The organism is Ramlibacter tataouinensis, from assembly GCF_027941915.1.
GTDB classification, from domain to species: domain Bacteria; phylum Pseudomonadota; class Gammaproteobacteria; order Burkholderiales; family Burkholderiaceae_C; genus Ramlibacter; species Ramlibacter tataouinensis_C.
Genome location: NZ_CP116009.1, coordinates 2,458,008 through 2,473,052, shown reverse-complemented (window position 1 = coordinate 2,473,052; position 15,045 = coordinate 2,458,008). Strand labels below are relative to the sequence as shown.

General features: G+C 72.2%; 12 protein-coding genes. 7 read left to right on the top strand and 5 right to left on the bottom strand.

The annotated features are described in order from the left end of the window. The first annotated feature begins 8 nt into the window (after positions 1-8). The 4 genes from glnE to PE066_RS11585 all read left to right on the top strand — a co-directional run bounded on the left by glnE (position 9) and on the right by PE066_RS11585 (position 8,655). Entirely contained in the window at positions 9-2,795 is a 2,787-nt protein-coding gene (gene glnE, locus PE066_RS11600; RefSeq protein WP_271232697.1) for a bifunctional [glutamate--ammonia ligase]-adenylyl-L-tyrosine phosphorylase/[glutamate--ammonia-ligase] adenylyltransferase, read from the top strand. A gap of 112 nt (positions 2,796-2,907) precedes the next feature. Next, positions 2,908-4,347: an efflux transporter outer membrane subunit gene (locus tag PE066_RS11595; RefSeq protein ID WP_271232696.1), complete on the top strand. Its 1,440-nt coding sequence runs from the start codon at positions 2,908-2,910 to the stop codon at positions 4,345-4,347. Further along, positions 4,344-5,519, top strand: coding sequence for an efflux RND transporter periplasmic adaptor subunit (locus PE066_RS11590; RefSeq protein WP_271232695.1), 1,176 nt, complete (start codon positions 4,344-4,346; stop codon positions 5,517-5,519). Before PE066_RS11595 ends, PE066_RS11590 begins: the two co-directional genes overlap by 4 nt. 13 nt (positions 5,520-5,532) lie before the next feature. Then, positions 5,533-8,655 carry an efflux RND transporter permease subunit gene (locus tag PE066_RS11585; RefSeq protein WP_271236563.1) on the top strand — a complete coding sequence of 1,041 codons (3,123 nt, stop codon included), beginning with the start codon at positions 5,533-5,535 and terminating at the stop codon, positions 8,653-8,655. 13 nt (positions 8,656-8,668) lie between these two features. Here PE066_RS11585 and PE066_RS11580 read toward each other — a convergent pair whose 3' ends face one another. The 4 genes from PE066_RS11580 to PE066_RS11565 are packed head-to-tail and all read right to left on the bottom strand — an operon-like array spanning position 8,669 to position 11,448. Continuing rightward, entirely contained in the window at positions 8,669-9,127 is a 459-nt protein-coding gene (locus PE066_RS11580) for a carboxymuconolactone decarboxylase family protein (protein ID WP_271232694.1), read from the bottom strand. 44 nt (positions 9,128-9,171) lie between these two features. Further along, on the bottom strand, positions 9,172-10,053 hold the full coding sequence (gene sigJ, locus PE066_RS11575; protein ID WP_271232693.1) for an RNA polymerase sigma factor SigJ: 882 nt from the start codon (positions 10,051-10,053) through the stop codon (positions 9,172-9,174). Positions 10,054-10,093: 40 nt separating this feature from the next. Next, a complete protein-coding gene (rfaE2, locus tag PE066_RS11570; protein WP_271232692.1) occupies positions 10,094-10,588 on the bottom strand; it encodes a D-glycero-beta-D-manno-heptose 1-phosphate adenylyltransferase in 495 nt (164 codons plus the stop codon). Further along, positions 10,588-11,448: a ferritin-like domain-containing protein gene (locus PE066_RS11565; RefSeq protein WP_271232691.1), complete on the bottom strand. Its 861-nt coding sequence runs from the start codon at positions 11,446-11,448 to the stop codon at positions 10,588-10,590. Before PE066_RS11565 ends, rfaE2 begins: the two co-directional genes overlap by 1 nt. Positions 11,449-11,544: 96 nt before the next feature. Here PE066_RS11565 and PE066_RS11560 point away from each other — a divergent pair, with 96 nt between their 5' ends. Beyond that, the gene (locus tag PE066_RS11560) at positions 11,545-12,114 is read left to right on the top strand and encodes a glutathione peroxidase (RefSeq protein ID WP_271232690.1); all 570 of its coding nucleotides are present in this window, start codon (positions 11,545-11,547) and stop codon (positions 12,112-12,114) included. A gap of 249 nt (positions 12,115-12,363) precedes the next feature. On the opposite strand, the gene PE066_RS11555 is transcribed toward PE066_RS11560, so the two are convergent. Next, positions 12,364-12,978 carry a glutathione S-transferase family protein gene (locus PE066_RS11555; protein WP_271232689.1) on the bottom strand — a complete coding sequence of 205 codons (615 nt, stop codon included), beginning with the start codon at positions 12,976-12,978 and terminating at the stop codon, positions 12,364-12,366. A 124-nt stretch (positions 12,979-13,102) separates the two neighbouring features. On the opposite strand from PE066_RS11555, the gene purB reads away from it, so the two are divergent. Together purB and PE066_RS11545 are read left to right on the top strand one after the other, a co-directional pair. Continuing rightward, the gene (gene purB, locus PE066_RS11550; RefSeq protein ID WP_271232688.1) at positions 13,103-14,482 is read left to right on the top strand and encodes an adenylosuccinate lyase; all 1,380 of its coding nucleotides are present in this window, start codon (positions 13,103-13,105) and stop codon (positions 14,480-14,482) included. Next, complete coding sequence (locus PE066_RS11545) at positions 14,482-15,042, top strand: YaeQ family protein (protein WP_271232687.1); 561 nt, start codon at positions 14,482-14,484, stop codon at positions 15,040-15,042. The genes purB and PE066_RS11545 overlap by 1 nt, the downstream gene beginning before the upstream one ends. Positions 15,043-15,045: the final 3 nt, after the last annotated feature.

Here is a 15,045-nt window from a genome sequence, read left to right as displayed (position 1 = left end):
CAGGAATTATGAGCCGCGGCGCAGCACCCGGCGCGACGGGCCGCGACACGCCGGCGGGCGCGGGGCTGGCCGCACCGGATCAGACGCCGCCGGTGCCCGAGGGTTCCCATTCGCGCTTTGCCCAGCGCATCCGCAGGCGCTACGAAGCCGAGCTGCCCCTGCTGACGGCCGGCCTGCCCGGCCCCGACGCGCTGCAAGCCACCTTCGACGCCCTGCGCGCGCGCGGCCATGCGCTGCCGGCGGCGCTGCGCATCCTGCGGCAACTGGTGGTGGAACGCCTGGTTCGGCTCGACTGCGAGGCGCAGGCGCCGCTGGCCGACGTGACCGGCGCCATGACCGCGCTGGCCGAGTTCGCGCTCGACGCCGCCTGCCGGCAGGCGCTGGCCGACCTCGATGCGCTGCACGGCGCGCCGCTGGCGCCGGACGGCCGGCGCGTGCCGCTGTGGATCATCGGCATGGGCAAGCTGGGTGCGCGCGAGCTCAATGTCTCCAGCGACATCGACCTGATCTACGTGTACGAGCAGGACGGCGAAACCGCCGGGGTCGAGGGCCGCGGCCGCATCAGCCACCAGGAGTACTTCGCCAAGGCGGTGCGGGCCATCTTCGCGCTGGTGGGCGAGACCACCGAGCACGGCCTGGTGTTCCGGGTCGACCTGGCGCTGCGCCCGAACGGCAATTCCGGACCGCCGGCGGTGTCGCTCGATGCGCTGGAGGAGTACTTCCTGGTGCAGGGCCGCGAATGGGAGCGCTTCGCCTGGCTCAAGAGCCGGGTGGTGGCGCCGCGCAGTGAGGTGGAGCAGGGCACGGCGCAGGCGCTGCGCCCGGTGGTGCTGCCGTTCGTGTTCCGCCGCTACCTGGACTACAGCGTGTTCGAGTCGCTGCGGGTGCTGCACCGGCAGATCCGCGAGCACGCGGCCCGGCGCAGCGCCGGCCGGCCCGAGCGCGCCAACGACGTCAAGCTGTCGCGCGGCGGCATCCGCGAGATCGAGTTCATCGTGCAGCTGCTGCAGGTGGTGCGCGGCGGCCAGTTCCCCGAACTGCGCACCCGGCCCACGCTGCAGGCGCTGCAGCGGGTGGCCGCCGCCGGCCTGATGCCCGAGGAGACCGCGCGCCAGCTGGCCGAGGCCTACGTGTTCCTGCGCCGGGTCGAGCACCGCATCCAGTACCTGGACGACCAGCAGACCCACGTGCTGCCGATGGGCGGCGCGGCCGACGAGGACGACGGCGACCTGGCCTGGATCGCCCGCACCCTGGGCTATGCCGATGGCTGCCCCTTCCTGCACGAGCTGGACCGGCACCGCGAGTTCGTCGCGCAGGAGTTCGACAAGCTGCTCGGGGCGACGCAGGAATGCAGGGGCTGCAACGGCGGCAAGGGCGGCCGGCCGGCCGCGCCCGACCTGGAAGCGCTGCTGGAGCAGTTGCCGGCGCAGTTGCGCGAGCGCATCGCCCGCTGGTGCGAGCAGCCGCGCGTGCAGGCGCTGCGCGAGGACGCGCGCCAGCGCCTGTCGCGCCTGATCGCCCGCACCGGTCAATGGCTGCTGGAGGGGCGGGTGAGCGAGGAGGCGGCGCTGCGCATGGCCGACTGGCTGGAGCCGCTGCTGCGGCGCGAAAGCTACCTGGCGCTGCTGCTGGAGCGCCCGCGCGTGCACGAGCGCCTGCTGGCCCTGCTGGGCGCGGCGCGCTGGCCGGCGCGCTACCTGCTGCGCCACCCCGGCGTGATCGACGAACTGGCCGGCGAGGCGCTGTTCTCCGAGCGGTTCGCGCCCGCCGACTTCGAGCAGGAGCTGGAAGAGCGCCGCCGCGCGCTGCAGCGCACCGGCGAGGACGACGACGAGGCGCTGCTGAACCTGCTGCGCCGCGCCCACCACGCCGAGGTGTTCCGCACGCTGGCACGCGACATCGAGGGCCGGCTGACGGTGGAGCAGGTGGCCGACGACCTGAGCGCGCTGGCCGACGCCGTGCTGCGCGTCACCGCCCGCTGGTGCTGGGACCGGCTGAAGGCGCGCCACCGCGACGAGCCGAGCTTCGCCGTCATCGGCTACGGCAAGCTGGGCGGCAAGGAGCTGGGCTACGGCAGCGACCTGGACATCGTGTTCGTGTTCGACGACGCCGACGAGCGCGCGCCGGAGGTCTATGGCGCGCTGGTGCGCAAGCTGATCACCTGGCTGACCACCAAGACCGCCGAGGGCGACCTGTACGAGATCGACACCGCGCTGCGGCCCAATGGCAGCTCCGGCCTGCTGGTGACCACCTTCGACGCCTACGCCCGCTACCAGGAGGGCCGCGGCAGCAACACGGCGTGGACCTGGGAGCACCAGGCGATGACGCGGGCGCGCTGCGTGCTGGGCCGGCCGGACCTGTCGGGCCGCTTCGATGCCGTGCGCGAAGCGGTGATCACCGCCCCGCGCGACCTGGCGGCGCTGCGCCAGGAGATCGTCGCCATGCGCGAGCGGGTGCGCGCCGGCCATCCGGTCAAGGCCGGCCGCTTCGACGTCAAGCACAGCGAAGGCGGCATGGTCGATGCCGAGTTCGCCGTGCAGTACCTGGTGCTGGCCCACGCCGGCCGGCACCGCGAGCTGATCCCCAACGTCGGCAACATCGCGCTGCTGCAGCGCGCCGAGGCCGCCGGGCTGCTGCCGGCCGGGGTCGGCCAGCAGGCGGCGGCGGCCTACCGCGAGCTGCGCCGGGTGCAGCACGGCGCCCGCCTGAACGAGGAGCCGACCCAGCTCGCGCCGGAAGCGGCGGCGCCGCAGCGCGCGGCGATCGGCGCCCTCTGGAGCGCCGTCTTCGGCTGAAGCTCCGGGCCGGCCACACGGCGGTGGTAGGCTCGCGGGCGGCCCGGCGGCAGCCGGCCCCACGAGGGCTTGCGACACAGGGCCCGCCGAGCCCGCACCAGGGATGGATCCGATGAACACCTTCCGACCGCTTGCCGCGGCCGCGGCCTTGCTGGCGCTGGCCGGCTGCGCGCTGCCGCGACCGCCGGCAGCGGCCGAGGCCCCGATCGCGCCCGGCTGGTACGCGCCGATCCCGCATGACGGGCGGCCGGCCGACCTGCAACGCTGGTGGCAGCAACTGGGCGACCCGCTGCTGCCCGAGCTGATCGACGCGGCCCAGGCGGCCAACCCCAGCGTCAGCGCCGCCGGCAGCCGCATCGCGCAGGCCCGTGCCGATCGCGCGGCCGCGCACGCTGCGCTGCTGCCCGCGCTCGATGCCAGTGCCTCGGTCGGGCGCGGCAACCAGCAGGCCGCGCTGCCGGGCACCACGGCCACGGTCAGCCAGGTCGGCGCCCAGACCGCCTGGGAGCTGGACCTGTTCGGCGGCCGTGCCGCCGGCCGCGACGCGGCGCAGGCGCGGCTGGCCGCGGCCCGGGCCGGCTGGCACGAGGCCCGGGTGGCGGTGGCCGCCGAGACCGCCGCCAGCTATTTCGGCTGGCGCACCTGCCAGTTGCAGCTGGCCGTGGCCGGCAACGATGCACGCTCGCGCGCCGAATCGGCGCGCCTGATCCGCTTGAGCAGCGAGGCCGGCTTTGCCGCGCCGGCCGATGCCGCGCTGGCGCGCGCCAGTGCCGCCGAGGGCGCCGCGCGCGAACGCCAGCAACGGGCCGCCTGCGAAACCGAACTCAAGGGGCTGGTGGCGCTGACCGCGCTGCCCGAACCCGCCTTGCGCCAGCAACTGGCGGCGCCCTGGCAGCCGCCCGCCGAGGCCGTGCTGGCGCCGGTGCCGGCGCTGCCGGCGCAGCTGCTGGCGCAGCGCCCCGACGTGTTCGGCGCCCAACTGGCCGTGGCCGCCGCCAGCGCCGATGTCGGCGCGGCCCAGGCCGACCGCTACCCGCGGCTGGCGCTGTCCGGCTCGGTGGCGGCCGGCAGCGTGCGCGTCGGCGGCGCCAGCACCGATGCCCAGAGCTGGTCGATCGGCCCGCTCGCCCTGTCGCTGCCGCTGTTCGACGGCGGCCGCCGCGCCGCCAACGTGGAAGCGGCGCAGGCCCGCTACGAAGACGCCGCCGCCCAGTACCGCGGCCGCGTGCGGCAGGCGGTGCGCGAGGTGGAACAGGCGCTGCTGGCGCTGGACAGCGCCCGCTCGCGCAACGACGACGCCCGCATCGCCGCCGAGGGCTATCGGGCCTCGTTCGCCGCCACCGAGGCGCGCTTGCGCGCCGGGCTGGCCAGCGTGGTGGAGCTGGAGGACGCGCGCCGCACCCTGCTGGCCGCCGAGACCGCGCTGGTCGGGCTGCAACGCGAGGGGATCGGCGCCTGGATCGACCTGTACCGCGCGGCGGGCGGCGGCTGGAGCGCCGCCGCCAGCGCCGGCATCGACGGCACACAACAAGAACAAGGACAAAGCCAATGAGGATCTCCAAACGCACCGCGGCGGTCACGGCGGCCGTGCTGCTGCTGGCGGCGCTGGTGGCGGTGCTGCTGGCGCGTCGCAGCACCGATGACGCCGCGGCGGCCAGCCCGGCGGCGGCCCCGAAGCCGGCGCTCACCGTCACCACCACCACGCCCCAGGCCAGCACGCTGCCGGTGCGGCTGGCCGCCAACGGCAACATCGCGGCCTGGCAGGAGGCCAGCGTCGGCGCCGAGGCCGGCGGCCTGCGCATCACCGACGTGCGGGTCAACGTCGGCGAACGGGTCGACAAGGGCCAGGTGCTGGCCACCTTCGCCTCCGACACCCTGCGCGCCGAGCTGGCGCAGGCGCGCGCCAGCGTGGCCGAAGCCGAAGCGGCGGCGGCCGACGCCGGCGCCAACGCCGACCGGGCCCGCAGCCTGCAGGCCACCGGCGCCCTGAGCGCGGCGCAGATCAACCAGTACCTGACCGCCGAGCAGACCGCCAGGGCGCGCGTGCAGGCGGCGCGGGCGGTGTTCGAGGCGCAGCAGGTGCGGCTGGCGCAATCGACGCTGGCGGCGCCGGACAGCGGCATCATCTCGGCCCGCATGGCCACCGTCGGCCAGGTGGTCGCCCCCGGCACCGAGCTGTTCCGGCTGATCCGCCAGGGCCGGCTGGAATGGCGCGCCGAAGTCACCGCCGACGAACTCGGGCGGCTGGCGCCCGGCACGCCGGCGACCGTCACGGCCGCCAGCGGTGCGCGGCTGGCCGGCAAGCTGCGCACGCTCGGCGCCACGGTCGATCCGCAGACCCGCATCGCCCTGGTCTACGTGGATCTCGCACCGCTGCCGGGCGCCGGCAACGGCAGCGCGCGCGCCGGCATGTTCGCGCGCGGCGAGTTCGACCTCGGCCGCACGCCGGCGCTGACCGTGCCGCAGTCGGCGCTGGTGCTGCGCGAGGGCTTCAGCTACGTGCTGCGCGTCGGCGCCGACAACCGGGTGGCGCAGGCCAAGGTACAGACCGGCCGGCTGGCCGGCGACCGCATCGAGATCACCGCCGGCCTGCCGCCCGATGCGCGCATCGTCGCCAGCGGCGCCGGTTTCCTGAACGACGGCGACCTGGTGCGCATCGTCGAGGCCGAGCGTGCCGCGCCGGCCGCGCCGGCCGCCTCGGCCGCCAACGGCAGCGCCCGCTAGGAGCGATCGCGTGCTGAACGTCTCGTCCTGGTCGATCCGCAACCCGATCCCGGCGCTGCTGCTGTTCGTGCTGCTGACCTTCGGCGGCCTGCTCGGCTTCCAGGCGATGAAGGTGCAGAACTTCCCCGACATCGACCTGCCGACGGTGGTGCTGAGCGCCTCGCTGCCGGGGGCGGCGCCGGGGCAGCTGGAGACCGAGGTCGCCCGCAAGCTGGAAAACGCGCTGGCGACGCTGCAGGGCCTCAAGCACCTGTACACCAAGGTGCAGGACGGGGTGGTCACCATCACCGCGGAGTTCCGGCTGGAAAAGCCGGTGCAGGAAGCGGTGGACGACGTGCGCTCGGCAGTCTCGCGGGTGCGCAGCGACCTGCCGGCCGACCTGCGCGACCCGGTGGTCAACAAGCTGGACCTGGCGACCCAGCCGATGCTGGCGTTCACCATCGCCTCCTCGCAACTGGACGACGAAGCGCTGTCCTGGTTCGTCGACAACGACGTCACGCGCCGGCTGCTGGCAGTGCCCGGCGTCGGGGCGGTCGCGCGGGTGGGCGGCGTCAGCCGCGAGGTCCGGGTCGCGCTCGACCCGCTGCGCATGCAGGCGCTGGGGATCACCGCCGCCGAGGTGTCGCGCCAGTTGCGCCAGGTGCAGACCGAAAGCGCCGGCGGGCGCACCGACCTGGGCGGCGGCGAGCAGCCGGTGCGCACGCTGGCCACGGTGCGCACCGCCGGCGAGATCGGCCGCCTCGAGATCGCGCTGGCGGGTGCGGCCGGCGCGCCCGGGCGCAGCATCCGGCTGTCGGACATCGCCACCGTCAGCGACACCATCGCCGAGCCGCGCGCCGCCGCCCTGCTCGACGGCCGGCCGGTGGTCGGCTTCGAGGTCTCGCGCAGCCGCGGCGAAAGCGAGATTGCGGTCGGCGCCGCGGTGCACCGGGCGCTGGACGAGCTGAAGGCGCGGCACCCGCACATCCGGCTGACCCAGGCCTTCGACTTCGTCACGCCGGTGCAGGAGGAGTACGAGGGCTCGCTGCACCTGCTGTACGAAGGCGCGCTGCTGGCGGTGCTGGTGGTGTGGCTGTTCCTGCGCGACTTCCGCGCCACCTTCGTCTCGGCGGTGGCGCTGCCGATGTCGGCGATTCCCGCCTTCCTGGGCATGTACCTGCTGGGCTTCTCGATCAACATCGTCACCCTGCTGGCGCTGTCGCTGGTGGTCGGCATCCTGGTGGACGACGCGATCGTCGAGGTGGAGAACATCGTGCGCCACCTGCGCATGGGCAAGACGCCCTACCAGGCGGCGATGGAGGCGGCCGACGAGATCGGGCTGGCGGTGATCGCCACCACCTTCACCCTGATCGCGGTGTTCCTGCCCACCGCCTTCATGAGCGGCATCGCCGGCAAGTTCTTCAAGCAGTTCGGCTGGACCGCGGCGCTGGCGGTGTTCGCCTCGCTGGTGGTGGCGCGCGTGCTGACGCCGATGATGGCGGCCTACCTGCTCAAGCCGGTGGTGGGCGGCCACCGCGAGCCGGGCTGGATGGCGCCCTACATCCGCGCGGTGCAGTGGGCGCTGCGCCACCGGCTGGCGACGTCGATCGCCGCCGGGCTGTTCTTCATCGGCTCGCTGGCGCTCACGATGCTGCTGCCGGCGGCCTTCATCCCGCCGGACGACAACTCGCAGACCCAGGTCTACCTGGAGCTGCCGCCCGGCTCCACGCTGGAGCAGACCGTGCGCGTCGCCGAGCAGGCGCGCCAGGCGATCGCGCAGGTGCCGCACGTGCGCAGCGTCTACACCACCATCGGCGGCGGCAGCGCCGGCACCGACCCGTTTGCCAACGTCGGCGCGGCCGAGCCGCGCAAGGCCACGCTGACCATCCTGCTCGATCCGCGCGGCGAGCGCCCGCGCAAGCAGCCGATCGAGAACCAGATCCGGCACGCGCTGGAGCCGCTGCCCGGCGTGCGCAGCAAGGTCGGCCTGGGCGGCTCGGGCGAGAAATACATCCTGGTGCTCAGCGGCGAGGACCCGCAGGCGCTGCAGGCGGCCGCGATGGCGGTGGAACGGGACCTGCGCACCATTCCCGGCCTGGGCCAGATCGCCTCGACCGCCAGCCTGATCCGGCCCGAGATCGCCGTGCGGCCCGACTTCGCCCGCGCCGCCGACCTGGGCGTGACCAGCAGCGCGATCGCCGAGACCCTGCGCATCGCCACCACCGGCGACTACGACGTGGCCCTGCCCAAGCTGAACCTGTCGCAGCGGCAGGTGCCGATCGTGGTGAAGCTGCAGGACGACGCCCGGCGCGACCTGTCACTGCTGGAGCGGCTGGCGGTGCCGGGCGCGCGCGGGCCGGTGATGCTGGGGCAGGTGGCGACGCTGGAGCTGACCGGCGGGCCGGCGGTGATCGACCGCTACGACCGCTCGCGCAACATCAACTTCGAGATCGAGCTGTCGGGCCAGCCGCTGGGCGAGGTGGCCGCCAAGGTGCAGGAGCTGCCGGCGGTGAAGAACCTGCCACCGGGCGTGTTCGTGCGCGAGGTCGGCGACGCCGAAGTGATGGGCGAGCTGTTCGCCAGCTTCGGGCTGGCCATGCTGACCGGCGTGCTGTGCATCTACGTGGTGCTGGTGCTGCTGTTCAAGGACTTCCTGCACCCCTTCACCATCCTGGCGGCGCTGCCGCTGTCGATCGGCGGCGCCTTCGTCGGGCTGCTGCTGGCCAACGCCACGCTGTCCATGCCGTCGCTGATCGGGCTGATCATGCTGATGGGGATCGCGACCAAGAACTCGATCCTGCTGGTGGAGTACGCCATCATGGCGCGCACCGAGCGCGGCATGAGCCGCTGGGACGCGCTGCTGGACGCCTGCCACAAGCGGGCCCGGCCGATCGTGATGACCACGCTGGCGATGGGCGCCGGCATGCTGCCGATCGCGCTCGGCCTGGGCAGCGCCGACCAGAGCTTCCGCTCGCCGATGGCGATCGCGGTGATCGGCGGGCTGATCACCTCCACCGTGCTGAGCCTGGTGGTGATCCCGGTGGTCTACACCTACGTGGACGACATCGAGCAGTTCTTCCGGCGGCAGCTCCGCCGGCTGCGGCACAAGGAGCCGCACGCAGTGACCACGACCGCGCAGCCGCGCCCGGAACCCTGAGCCCTGAGCCGGATCAGGCGAGCGGCTTGCGCGCCACCGCCGTGCGCAGGCCGCCCGCGACCCGGTTCCAGGCGTTGATCACGGCGACCGCCATCGTCAGTTCCGCGATCTCGCGCTCGCTGAAGTGCGGCTGCAGGGCGTCGAAGTCCTCGCGCGGCGCGTGCGTCTCGCCCATGCGGGTGAGGCTCTCGGCCCACTGCAGCGCGGCGCGTTCGCGCGCGCTGTAGAACGCCACCTCGCGCCAGGTGGCGACGCTGTTGAGGCGCTGCAGGTCGCCGTCGGCCGCCAGGAATTCGCGCCCATGCATGTCGACGCAGTAGGCGCAGCCGTTGATCTGCGACACGCGCAGGTCCACCAGCGCGATCAGCGCCTTGCCCAGCGTCGTCTCCTTCAGGCGCTGGCTCTGCGCCTGCAGGCCCTGGAACAGTTCGGGGATGAGGCGAGGGTAGTTGGCGATGCGATCGGTGTCCATGGTTTGCTCCTGGGGTGATGGATCCATCTGCAAGACGCGCCGGGTCACCGGCTTGTGACAGCGGCGGCGCGCGCGAGCTTGTCGGGGTTGCGCTGCACGTGGATCGCCGCGATGCGCTCGCCGGCGAACTCGAACGCGTGCACCGACTCCAGCGTCCCGGCGATTAAGCGCGCGAGCCCGGGCTCGCCGTTCACCCGCACCAGCCGGTAGGCCACCTGGCCGTCGAAGCGGCGGCGCACCGCGAAATACACCATCGCGAGGCGGCGCGCGCCCTGCAGCACGAAATCGAAGGAAGGCACCTTGCCGCCGCCGTCGCCGACCAGCTCGGCCTGCTCGGTGAGCAGCGCGCGCATGCCGGCGAGGTCGCCGCAGCCCGCGGCTTCGGCGAAGGCTGCCACCAGCCGGCGGTGGTTCTCCGGGTCCGCAGCGAAGCGGGGCCGGCCCGCCCGCACGCGCTCGGACGCGCGGTGCACGAGCTGCCGCGCAGCCGCCTCGCTCTTGCCCAGGGCCTGCGCCAGCTCGCCGTAATCCATGTCGAAGACCTGGCGCAGCACGAAGGCCGCGCGCTCCTCGGGCCCGAGCTGCTCCAGCACCTTCAGCAGCGCCACCGACACGTCGTCGGCGCGCTCCAGCAGGGACTGGGGGGTGTCGTCCTCGATCGGCTCCACCAGCGGCTCGGGCAGCCAGAGTCCGGGATAGCGCTCGCGCTCCGCGCGCAGCGCGCGCAGGCGGTCGATCGCCAGCCGGCTGACGACGGTCACCAGCCAGGCCTCGGGGCTGCGCAGGCCGTCGGTGTCGGATTCGTTCCAGCGCAGCCAGGCATCCTGCAGCACGTCTTCGGCATCGGACGTCGAGCCCAGCATGCGGTAGGCGACGCCCAGCAGCCGGCGGCGGTGGCGCTGGAAGAGTTCGGTGCGGTGGTCCATGCCGGCAAGACGGCGGGACGGTGGCGTTCGTGACAGCCGTTCAGCGGCCGGCGCGGATCTTGCGCACCAGGGTGGTGGTCGAGTAGCCCTCGACGAAGGGGATGGCCACCGCCCGGCCGCCCCAGCCTTGCACCAGCGCGGTCTCGGCCAGGCTGGCCATGTCGTAGTCGCCGCCCTTGGCGTAGACGGCCGGGCGCAGCTCGCCGAGCAGTTGCACCGGGGTGTCCTCGTCGAACCAGGTGACCAGGTCCACAGATGCGAGCGCGGCCAGCAGGGCGGCCCGGTCCTGTTCGTTGTTCAACGGGCGTTCCGGCCCCTTGTCCAGGCGGCGCGCGGAAGCATCGGTGTTGACCGCCACCACCAGGCTGGCGCCGAGCGCGCGCGCCTGCGCCAGGTAGCTGGCATGGCCGCGGTGCAGCACGTCGAACACGCCGTTGGTGAACACCACCGGCTGCGGCAGCGCCGCCACGGCGGCGGCGGCCCGGGCACGCGGGACGAGCTTGCGCAGGAAGTCCGGCGGCGCGGGCGCGGCCATCAGGCGACGCGCGGCGCCGTCGTGGCGGGCACCAGCGTGGCCGCCATCTCCTTGCGATAGCGATTGAGTTCCTGCACGCTCTTGAAACTGCGGTCCATCAGCAGGCTCAGGTTGTGGAGGATGCGCTCGACCACCTTGCCTTCCCAGGCGGCATCGAAGGCGATCTGCTTGTCCAGCCAGTGCTCCAGCCACTCCGGGTTGGGCAGCCGGCTTTGCACCGTGTCGCGCGGGAACAGGGCCTTGTTGACGTGCAGGTTGGTCGGGTGCAGCGCCTGCGCGGTGCGGCGCGCGCTGGCCATCAGCACGCCGATCTTGGCGAACGCGGCCCTGGCCTCGCCGCCGAACTTGTTGATGGCGCGCTTCATGTAGCGCAGGTAGGCGCCGCCATGGCGGGCCTCGTCCTGGCTGAGGGTCTGGTAGATGTGCTTGATGACCGGCTCGGTGTGCCACTCGGCGGCCCGCCGGTACCAGTGGTTCAGGCGGATCTCGCCGCAGAAGTGCAGCATCAGCGTCTCCAGGGCCGGCGCCGGCTCGAACTCGAAGCGCACCTCGTGCAGCTCCTGCTCGGTGGGCACCAGCTCGGGGCGGAAGCGGCGCAGGTATTCCATCAGCACCAGCGAGTGCTTCTGCTCCTCGAAGAACCAGATCGACATGAACGCCGAGAAGTCGCTGTCGTCGCGGTTGTCGCGCAGGAACATCTCGGTGGCCGGCAGCGCCGCCCACTCGGTGATGGCGTTCATCTTGATCGTCTGCGCCTGCTCGTCGGACAACTGGCCGGCATCGAAGCGGTCCCAGGGGATGTCCTTGTCCATGTCCCAGCGGACGGACTCGAGTTGCTTGAACAGTTCAGGGTAGAGCATGGCGACCATTGTGGAGTTGCCTTTATTTTAAGCGGCGCTGTGACGCTGGCGCGACACTTGCTCCAGAATGGCCGTTTGATGTCGCGGAGAACACCGATGCTTCGACTCCTTGCGCCTCTGCTGGTAGCCGCCGCCCTGCTGCCGGCCCCAGCCCGCGCCCAGTCGCCCGCGACCGCCGCAGCCGCCTGCCCGGCCCTGCTGCAGCAACAGTTTCCGCGCTTGCAGGACGAGAAGCCCCAGTCGTTGTGCCAGTACGCCGGCAAGGTGCTGCTGGTGGTCAATACGGCCAGCTACTGCGGCTTCACGCCGCAGTACCAGGGGCTGGAGGACCTGTACGGGCGCTACCGCGACCAGGGGCTGGTGGTGCTGGGCTTTCCCTCCAACGACTTCGCCCAGGAGCGCGGCAGCAATCGCGACATCGCCGAGTTCTGCGAGAACACCTACGGCGTGAAATTCCCGATGTTCGCCAAGAGCAGCGTGCGCGGCGCCGAAGCCAACCCGCTGTTCAAGACGCTGGCCGCGAAGACCAGCCAGCAACCGACGTGGAACTTCCACAAGTACCTAGTGGGCCGCGACGGCCAGGTGGTGGCGCATTACGGCAGCCGCACGACGCCGCAGGACAAGGCGCTGGTGGCTCAGATCGAACGGCTGCTGGCCGCTCACTGAGCCGCGCGGCTACAAACCTTTACCGACCGGCGCCCCGGTCGCGGAACCCCGGCCGGCGCGGCGTGTCCTAGAGGCACAAGTATTCGTTTGCTGCTGCGAAGCCTTCCGGGTTCCACCCGGCTGCAATCCCGGGACGGCTCTTCTCCTCCTCCCTCCCTCCTCTTCGTCACGGGGCGCTTCGCGGCAATTTTCTTTTGGCCGACGGGCGGCAGCAAGCCGCCGGTGCCCGCGCTGCGGGACAGGGGCCGCTCAGGCGGGCTGGGAATCCAGGAAGCTGGCGCGCTGCATCAGCTTGGCGTACAGCTTGTCCAGGTTGGCGTGCGGCGTGCGCCAGTCGATGTCGGGGAAGCGGAAATCCAGGTAGCCCAGCGTGCAGCCCACGGCAACGTCGGCCAGGCTGAAGTGGTTGCCGGCACAGAACGGCTTGTCGGCCAATCCCTGGGACATCGCCTTCAGGCTGGCCTGCACCTTGCCCAGCTGGCGGTCGATCCAGGCCTGGCTGCGCTGGGTCTTGCCGCGCCCGGGCCAGTTGGCTTCGAGCCGGGCCAGGATGGACGCATCGAGCACGCCGTCGGCCAGCGCCTCCCAGGTCTTGACCTCGGCGCGCTCGCGCCCGACCGGCGGGATCAGCTTGCCCACCGGCGACAGCGTGTCCAGGTATTCCACGATCACGCGCGAGTCGAACAGCGCCTCGCCGCCTTCCATCACCAGGCAGGGCACCTTGCCCAGCGGGTTGGATTCCGAGATGGTGGTCTCGGCCGCCCACACGTCCTCCTGCACGAACTGGTAGTCCAGCTTCTTCTCGGCCATGACGACGCGCACCTTGCGCACGTAGGGGCTGGTCACGGCGCCGATCAGTTTCATGGGACTCTTGCTGGTGGGGGACACGCGGGGATTCTAGGCCGGGCGGTGCGGGCGGCTGTGGCAGTGCGGCGACAGCGAGAGCGCCGCGGCCGCGCGGGGGCGCACGCCTACAATCCGCCTTCCCATGACGCTGTCCACCATCTCCGCGCTGTCGCCGCTCGACGGCCGTTACGCCGCGCGCCTGTCGGCGCTGCGCCCGCTCATGAGCGAGCAGGGCTACATGCACCGCCGCGTGCAGGTCGAGGTGTGCTGGTTCATTGCGCTGTCGGACGCCGGGTTTGCCGAATTCAAGCCGCTGACACCCGGCGCGCGCACCTACCTGCTGGGGCTGGTGAAGAACTTCTCCGAAGCCGATGCACTGGCGATCAAGGAGATCGAGAAGACCACCAACCACGACGTCAAGGCGGTCGAGTACTGGATCAAGTCGAAGTTCGAGGCCCGGCCCGAACTGGTGGCGGCCAGCGAGTTCGTGCACTTCGCCTGCACCAGCGAGGACATCAACAACACCAGCCATGCGCTGCAGCTCAAAGGCGCGCGCGAGCAGGTGCTGCTGCCGGCGCTGGACGCGGTGATCGCGCGGTTGCGCGACATGGCGCACGGCTACGCCGACGTGCCGATGCTCAGCCGCACGCACGGCCAGACCGCCAGCCCCACCACCGTCGGCAAGGAGATCGCCAACGTGGTGGTGCGGCTGGCCGGCGCGCGCGAGCGCATCGCGTCGGTCCGGCTGCTGGGCAAGATGAACGGCGCCGTGGGCAACTACAACGCCCATTTGGCGGCCTGGCCCGGCTTCGACTGGGAAGCGTTCGCCCGCAAGGTGGTCGAGACGCCCGAGCCGCTGGGGCTGGGCCTGACTTTCCAGCCGTACAGCATCCAGATCGAGCCGCACGACTACATGGCCGAGCTGTTCGATGCGGTGGCGCGCGCCAACACCATCCTGATCGACTGGGCGCGCGACGTCTGGGGCTACATCAGCCTGGGCTACTTCAAGCAGAAGCTGCGCGCGGGCGAGATCGGCTCCTCCACCATGCCGCACAAGGTCAACCCGATCGATTTCGAGAACGCCGAAGGCAACCTCGGCCTGTCGAACGCGCTGCTGCGCCACCTGTCGGAGAAGCTGCCGGTCTCGCGCTGGCAGCGCGACCTGACCGATTCCACCGTGCTGCGCAACATGGGCGTGGCGCTGGGCTACGCAGCGCTGGCCTACCACTCGCTGGGCATCGGCCTGGCCAAGCTCGAACTGAACGAGGAAGCACTGGCCGCCGACCTCGACGAGGCCTGGGAAGTGCTGGCCGAGCCGATCCAGACCGTGATGCGCCGCTACGGCGTGCACGGCGCCTACGAGAAGCTCAAGGAAGCCACCCGCGGCAAGCGCGTGCACGCCGGCGACCTGCACGCGCTGATCCGCTCGCTCGACATCCCGCCGGCCGAGCGCGAGCGCCTGCTGGCGCTGACGCCGGCCGCCTACATCGGCAAGGCCGCCGAGCTGGCACGCCGGGTCTGATGGCGCTCAAGTCCACGGTTTTCCGGGCGCAACTGGCGGTCGCCGACATCGACCACGGCTACTACGCCGACCATGCGCTGACGCTGGCGCGCCACCCGAGCGAGACCGACGAACGGATGATGGTGCGGCTGGTGGCGCTGGCGCTGAACGCCCATGCGCTGCAGGCCGATTGCGGCGGTGACGGCACGCTGGGCTTCGGCGCCGGGCTGTCCGACCCGGACGATCCCGACGTGCTGCTGCGCGACTTCACCGGCCGCATCCGCCGCTGGATCGAGGTCGGCCAGCCCGAGGACAAGCCGCTGGCGCGGGCCAGCTCCCGGGCCGACCAGGTGCAGGTGTACGCCTTCCACCACGCCGCCGAGGTCTGGTGGCGCGGGATCGAAGGCAAGCTGGCGCGGCTGGACAAGGTGCAGGTCTGGCGCATCCCCACCGCCGCCTCGCAGGCGCTGGCGGCACTGGCCGAGCGCAGCATGCAACTGCAGGCGACCGTCCAGGAAGGCGTGCTGATGCTGTCGTCGGCGCGCGGCAGCGTGGACGTGGAGCCGGTGCGCTGGCGCTGAGCC